The organism is Brevibacterium sp. HMSC063G07 (assembly GCF_001810665.1).
Taxonomy (GTDB): Bacteria; Actinomycetota; Actinomycetes; order Actinomycetales; family Brevibacteriaceae; genus Brevibacterium.
This window is the reverse complement of record NZ_KV802363.1, coordinates 76892-82999: the sequence shown is the minus strand read 5'-3', so window position 1 is coordinate 82999 and position 6108 is coordinate 76892. Positions and strand designations below refer to the sequence as shown.

Below are 6108 nucleotides of genomic sequence, written 5' to 3'. Positions count from 1 at the left end.
TAGCAGTGGTTGCTAAAGCGTGGATCTGCGGCTAACGGGAGTGTGCTTGCGGCTAACGGGTGGATCCGTGGCTAACAGGAGTTGTGTCTGGGACGGCGGCCCGCAAGTGGGCAAAATTAATCCGCGATGGCCAGACGTTTTGCAGCCGGACCACCGCGGTATTCCAATAATACGCTGAGAATACGCGTAAAGAACAGTCACATTGTGTGATTTTCGTCAATAAATCTAACGCGGCGCCGACATGGGCGTGTCGACGGGTGCCTTCATTGATTTTCGGGGGAAGCGCTCGTCAAGCGAATGGCAGGTGAAAATGCGCCTTGGTCAGCTGAGAACGACTCGCTGCTGTTTCTGCGGTTCGAAGGCGCGGTTGGCGGCGAGGATGATGATGGCGCCGACCGTCATAGACACTGCGGCCACCAGATAGCCCTCGTGCGCGCCGTAGCGGTCGATGAAGACTCCCGACACTGCAGAGCCGATCGCAATGCCGAAGCCGATGGCCGTGGAAATCCATGCCAGGGCCTCTGTCATCCGCTTGGGTGGGGCCAGGGACTGCACGACTGAGCTTCCGGTGATGATCGTGGGGGAAACGGTCAAGCCCACAAGGAGCATGAACACTGCCAGCACGGGAATGTTCGGGGCGAACATCAGCGGCCACGACAGCAGTGCAAGGGCGCCCGCCGCGGCGGCGTAGCGCAGACGAACCGGTGCGCGGAAGTTCACTGCACCGTAGGCTATGCCCGCAATGAGCGAACCGAAAGCGTGGGCGGCCAGGGCGATTCCGGCAGCACTCTTCATGCCGTGTTCTTCGGCGCTGGCGATTGTTGACACATCGATTGCGCCGAAGTTGACGCCGAGGAAGAAGTGCCCGAAGACGGCAAGAAGGATTCCGGGATTCCCCAGCACTTTGCCGCGCGTAGCGCGCGGTTCTCGCTTGCTGGTGGGCGGCTCCGTCGCCTTCTGCGGGTAGAGCAGCAGCGAGCCGATCGTGACGGCGACAACGGAGAGGACGATGCCGGACGGGGCCCACAGTGCGGTGGCCAGCGCGGTGACAATCGCTGGGCCGGATACGAACATGAGCTCATCGGCAACCGCCTCCCACGAGAATGCGGTATCGAGTTCTTTCTGGGTCTTTGTCACCGCGGCCCACCGAGCGCGCACGAGCGCTCCCACCGAACCGACCGTCCCGCCTGCAATTGCGGCTGAGGCAAACACAAGGCCCGGCCACAGTCGCAGATAGACCACCAGCAGCAGGCACATGAGTGCTGTGACGTGGATGATGGTCGCGGGAACCATGATCTTGGCCTGGCCGTGCCGGTCGATCTGCTTGCCCAGAAGAGGGTTCGAAATCGCCTGAGCGGTCATGAAGGTGGCAGCAACGACTCCCGCCTGAGCGTAGGAACCCGTTTCTTCCTGGATGAAGAGAACCAGGCCCAAGCCCAGCAGGGCGATCGGCAGACGGGCGATAAGACCAGCCGCGGAGAACTTCAGGGTGCCGGGAATTCTGAAGATATCGCGGTAGGCAGAGAACATGGTCATATCCTAGACCGCGGAACAGTAGGCTGATGGCCTCCGTCTCACGGTGCGAACCGGGCCCAGCGCAGCTCCGGTCAGCAGTACCGAATCACCATCAGTCCGCCAGAACGGAATCGACGAGAGCCTGCGCTTCGTCAATGACGCGCTGCAGGTGTTCCCCGCCCCTCGACGATTCAGCGTAGATCTTGTAGATGTCCTCTGTTCCCGAAGGACGGGCGGCAAACCACGCGGATTCGGTTTCCACTTTCAGCCCGCCGATCGCAGCCTCATTGCCGGGTGCGTGCGAGCGCACCGCCGTAATCGGCTCGCCGGCCAAAGAGTCAGCCGTGACGCTGTCAGCCGAGATCGACTTGAGCTTGGCCTTCTGCTTGCGGTCGGCAGCCGCTTCCACCCTGCGGTAGGTGAAATCGCCGTGCTGTTGCGTCAGCTCGGCACAGCGCTGTGTGGGCGTCTGCCCCGTGACCGCGAGCATTTCTGCCGCCAGCAGGCTCATGATGATGCCGTCCTTGTCAGTGCTCCAAGGGCGACCCTGCTTGTCGAGGAACGAAGCCCCAGCGGACTCTTCGCCGCCGAAGAGCAAAGACGAGTCCAGAAGTCCCGGAACAAACCACTTGAACCCGACAGGCACCTCGTACACGGTCCTGCCGTGAGATGTGATGACCGAGTCGATCAGCCGCGAGCTCACGAGAGTCTTGCCCACTCCGGCCGCACCCAGCGCGCTGCCGCCGGCAGTCCAGGCGGGCCGGTGGGTGAGCAGGTAGTCAATTGCGGTGGCCAAGTAGTGGTTGGGGTTCATCAGCCCGGCATCCGGGGTGACGATGCCGTGGCGGTCGGCGTCAGGGTCGTTGCCGAGTGCGATGTCGAAGTTCGACCGTGCGCTGATCAGACCGGCCATGGCGTATTCGGATGAGCAGTCCATGCGGATCTTGCCGTCCCAGTCCAAGTGCATAAACGACCACGTGGGGTCGATTGTCGGATTGATGACGGTCAGGTCGAGGTCGTAGGCGTCGGCAATGGCCGCCCACACGTCGACCGCGGCGCCGCCGAGCGGATCGGCGCCGATCCGCAGGCCCGCCGACTGCAGCGCCGGTAGGTCGACGACATCGCCGAGTGCGCTGACATAGGCGCCGATGAAGTCGAAGTTCTGCGTGTTCTCCAGGTGGAAGGCCCGCTGGAACTGGGTGCGCGGAATGTCCTGCCAGGAGGAAAGAAGCTCATTGGCCCGGTCTTCAATCCACGCGGTCTCCTCCGCTCCAGCCGGCCCGCCGTGGGGCGGGTTGTATTTGATGCCGCCGTCGGTCGGCGGGTTGTGGCTGGGAGTCAAGATGATGCCGTCAGCCTGGCCGAAATGGGTGGCTGAGTCCCGATTGTGGCGCAGAACCGCAAAGCTCAGCACCGGGGTGGGAGTGTATCCGTCGCGGTCGTCGATGAACGTGGGGATATTCGATGCCGCCAGGACTTCGTTGACCGTGAGAAAAGCCGGTTCGGACAGTGCGTGCGTGTCACGGGCGAGGAACACCGGACCGGTGATGCCCTGGGCTCGCCGGTACTCCACGATCGCCTGGGTGATGGCGACGATGTGGGCCTCGTTGAACGAGCCTGCGCTGCTGGTGCCCCGGTGGCCCGAGGTGCCGAAGGACACCCGCTGGGCCGGGTCGTCTGGATTGGGGACGATGTCGTGGTAGTCGTCCAGCAGCTGCGGGATGTCGGTGAGGTCGCTTTCGGAAGCGGGATGTCCAGCACGGTCGTTCATATAGCAGAGTGTGCCGAAGTTATCGCTTCAGTTCCACCGTGAGGCGGTGAAATCTTGAATAGCGGATTCCGGTTACCCGGAATCGACTCACCGAGGTGCTCGGGGAATTTCGAAAATGGGACTGAGTCGTGCATTATGGGCAAAGCTCCAAAAACTCTCGGACCGGCTGTCGGCACGCCGGAAGCACCGCCGACAGCCCTGGTCAAGGCGGTGGTCCACGACTGCGCGCTTTGCCCAAAAAGAGCGGGCCGGAAAGGTTTTCCTTCCGGCCCGCTCGCTGTTTGTGCGAATCCTATTTCACATACGGCTGTCCGTCGCCTTCGGCCACAATCGGCAGTTCGGCTTCGTGATGCCACTGGTCCATGCCGCCGACAACCATGATGCAGTCGTGCCCGGCCATATTGAGGAACTGTGTTGCGTGTGCCGAACGGCGTCCGGTGCGGCAGATGACGTACACGTCAACGTCAAACGGCACCTCGTCCTGCCGTTCCTGCAGTTCGTCAAGGGGCACGTTGATGGCGTCTTTGATGTGACCGGCGGCGAACTCATCGCGGCCGCGGACGTCAAGGACGATCGCGTCGTCGGGGACTTCGGTGACTGAGCAGGTGGGTTCTTCGAACATGATCACATCTTTCCGTGCTCGCGCAGATTGATATGCCAGCTGAGCGCTTCGTCGAGAATGTGCGGTGTGTGCTGGCCGCCGGGATCGGCGGCTATGGCCCGGTCGAGGTAATCGGTGAGCCGGTCCCGGAACTGGGGATGAGCGCAGTTGTCGATGATGCGGCGGGCGCGCTTGATGGGCGACAGTCCGCGCAGGTCTGCGATTCCCTGTTCCGTGACGAGAACGTGGGTGTCGTGTTCCGTGTGGTCGACGTGGCTGGCAAACGGGACGATAGACGAAATCGCGTCGTCTTTGGCCGTTGAGGGCGAAACGAAGAAGTTGAGGAACGCATTGCGCGCGAAGTCACCAGAACCGCCGATGCCGTTGACGATCTTCGTGCCGGTGATGTGGGTCGAGTTGACGTTGCCGTAGATGTCGGCTTCGACCATGCCGTTGATGCCGATGACGCCCAGGCGGCGGACGATTTCGGGGTGGTTCGACATTTCCTGCGGGCGCAGAAGCAGACGGCCCTTGAACTTCTCGACATTGTCGTTGAAGTACTGGGCCTTTTCGCGCGTCAGCGACAGGGCGGTGGCAGACACCGAGGTGAAAGTGCCCTCTTCCAGCAGGCTCAGCAGGTTGTCCTGCACCACCTCGGTGAAGGATGTGAGGTTGCGGAATTCAGATTCCTGCAGCCCGGCGAGCACTGCGTTGGCGACGTTGCCGATGCCCGACTGCAGCGGCAGAAGGTTCTTCGGCAGGCGGTCGTTCTTGACTTCCGAGCGGAGGAAGTCGATGAGGTAGTTCGCCATCGCCTCGGATTTTTCGTCAACCGGGTTGAACTTGTTGTCGCGGTCCGGGGAGTTGGTTTTGACGACCGCGACGACTTTCGATTCGTCAACCCGCAGGTAGGGATCGCCGATTCGCTGGGCCGGGTCCAGAATCTGGATTGGGTTGCGGTGCGGCGGAATGTGCGTGCCGTAGTAGATGTCGTGGAAGCCTTCGATTTCGTTCGGCAGCCATTCGTTGACCTCCAGGATGACCTTGTCGGCCAGGTCGAGCCAGGTTTTGTTGTTGCCGACCGAAGCGCCGGGAACCAGCAGGCCATTGGGCAGGACTGCAGCGACTTCGATCACGGCGACGTTGAGCTTGCCGTAGAAGCCGAACCACACCTGCTGTGCCAGGTGGCTCAGGTGGGCGTCAAGGTAGTCGACTTCGCCCTTGTTGATGGCCGCACGCATGTCCGGGTCGGTGTTGAACGGGGTGCGAAAGCGCACGCCTTTCGCGTTTGCGAGTGCGCCGTCGAGTTCGTCCGAGGTTGATGCTCCGGTGAACAGGCCGATCGAAAAGTCTTCGCCCGCATCGTGTGCTGCTTCTATCCGGTGAGCGAGTGCCGTGGGGACGGCCTTGGGGTAACCGCTTCCGGTGAAGCCGGACATTCCGACGTTGTCGCCGGGGTTGATGAAACGAGCAGCGTCCTCAGCAGACATCACCTTGTCGGCGAGGACTGTATTCACAATGCGAGCCATGGCCACATTGTTCCAAATTGCGAAACGGCTCATTTCGCCGGGTCGGCACCCTCCGTGCCGTCCGGTGCAGCTTCGTCTTCATCTTCCGAGGTGCCGGTCGTCTTTCCTGCTTTAATCGCCTTGTGTAGGTCCTCCAGTGCCGCGTAGAACTCAGCCCGCGTGATCGGCTCGCGTCCGTCTTTGAGGTCCACCACGAGTGAACCGCCAGGTTCGAGGTCAACGGTGTCGACGGCGTCTAAGCCCATGCCGCCCTGGTGGCGCACGGCAGATTCGAGTTCGGCGCGGGTGATGCCGGCCCTGTGCATTTCCGGCCAGCGGATGTGCCCGTCGTCGATGAGTCTGCGCGAGTGTCCGCGCAAGCCGCGGCTGAGCCACGGCCAGTGCAGGGTCAGCCGTTCCAGGCCAGCGTTGGCGGCCACGAGGATTGCAGCGCCGAGCAGACCGCCGATGAGCGAAAAGTCCGGTCCGATGATGGCGTTCTGCACGACGTTTGACAGCAGCAGGACGACCACCAGGTCCAGTGAGTTCATCTGCGCGAGGAAGCGGGCGCCGGCTAAGCGGATGAGCACGGCGATGAACAGGTAGACCGCGACTGTGCGCAGTGCCTTGCCGAGAACGGACACGTCGAGTGTCCACATGCCCGTCAGCTCTGCCGGGTTGAACCCCAGCCATCCGAGGAACTCCACGGTCGG

5 protein-coding genes are annotated in these 6108 nt (G+C 62.2%); all 5 read right to left on the bottom strand.

Going from position 1 to position 6108, the window contains the following annotated elements; all coding sequences use genetic code 11:
- Window positions 1-321: 321 nt before the first annotated feature.
- The 5 genes from HMPREF2757_RS09055 to HMPREF2757_RS09035 all read right to left on the bottom strand — a co-directional run bounded on the left by HMPREF2757_RS09055 (window position 322) and on the right by HMPREF2757_RS09035 (window position 6102).
- Window positions 322-1530, bottom strand: a complete 1209-nt coding sequence (locus tag HMPREF2757_RS09055; RefSeq protein ID WP_070576345.1) for an MFS transporter — start codon at window positions 1528-1530, stop codon at window positions 322-324.
- Between the two features lie 97 nt (window positions 1531-1627).
- Window positions 1628-3286: a phosphoglucomutase (alpha-D-glucose-1,6-bisphosphate-dependent) gene (gene pgm / locus HMPREF2757_RS09050; protein ID WP_070575690.1), complete on the bottom strand. Its 1659-nt coding sequence runs from the start codon at window positions 3284-3286 to the stop codon at window positions 1628-1630.
- 292 nt (window positions 3287-3578) lie between these two features.
- The gene (locus tag HMPREF2757_RS09045) at window positions 3579-3908 is read right to left on the bottom strand and encodes a rhodanese-like domain-containing protein (protein ID WP_070575687.1); all 330 of its coding nucleotides are present in this window, start codon (window positions 3906-3908) and stop codon (window positions 3579-3581) included.
- Window positions 3909-3910: 2 nt separating this feature from the next.
- Entirely contained in the window at window positions 3911-5416 is a 1506-nt protein-coding gene (locus HMPREF2757_RS09040) for an acetyl-CoA hydrolase/transferase family protein (RefSeq protein ID WP_218079089.1), read from the bottom strand.
- A gap of 29 nt (window positions 5417-5445) precedes the next feature.
- Window positions 5446-6102, bottom strand: a complete 657-nt coding sequence (locus HMPREF2757_RS09035) for a DUF421 domain-containing protein (RefSeq protein WP_070575679.1) — start codon at window positions 6100-6102, stop codon at window positions 5446-5448.
- Between the last annotated feature and the right edge of the window lie 6 nt (window positions 6103-6108).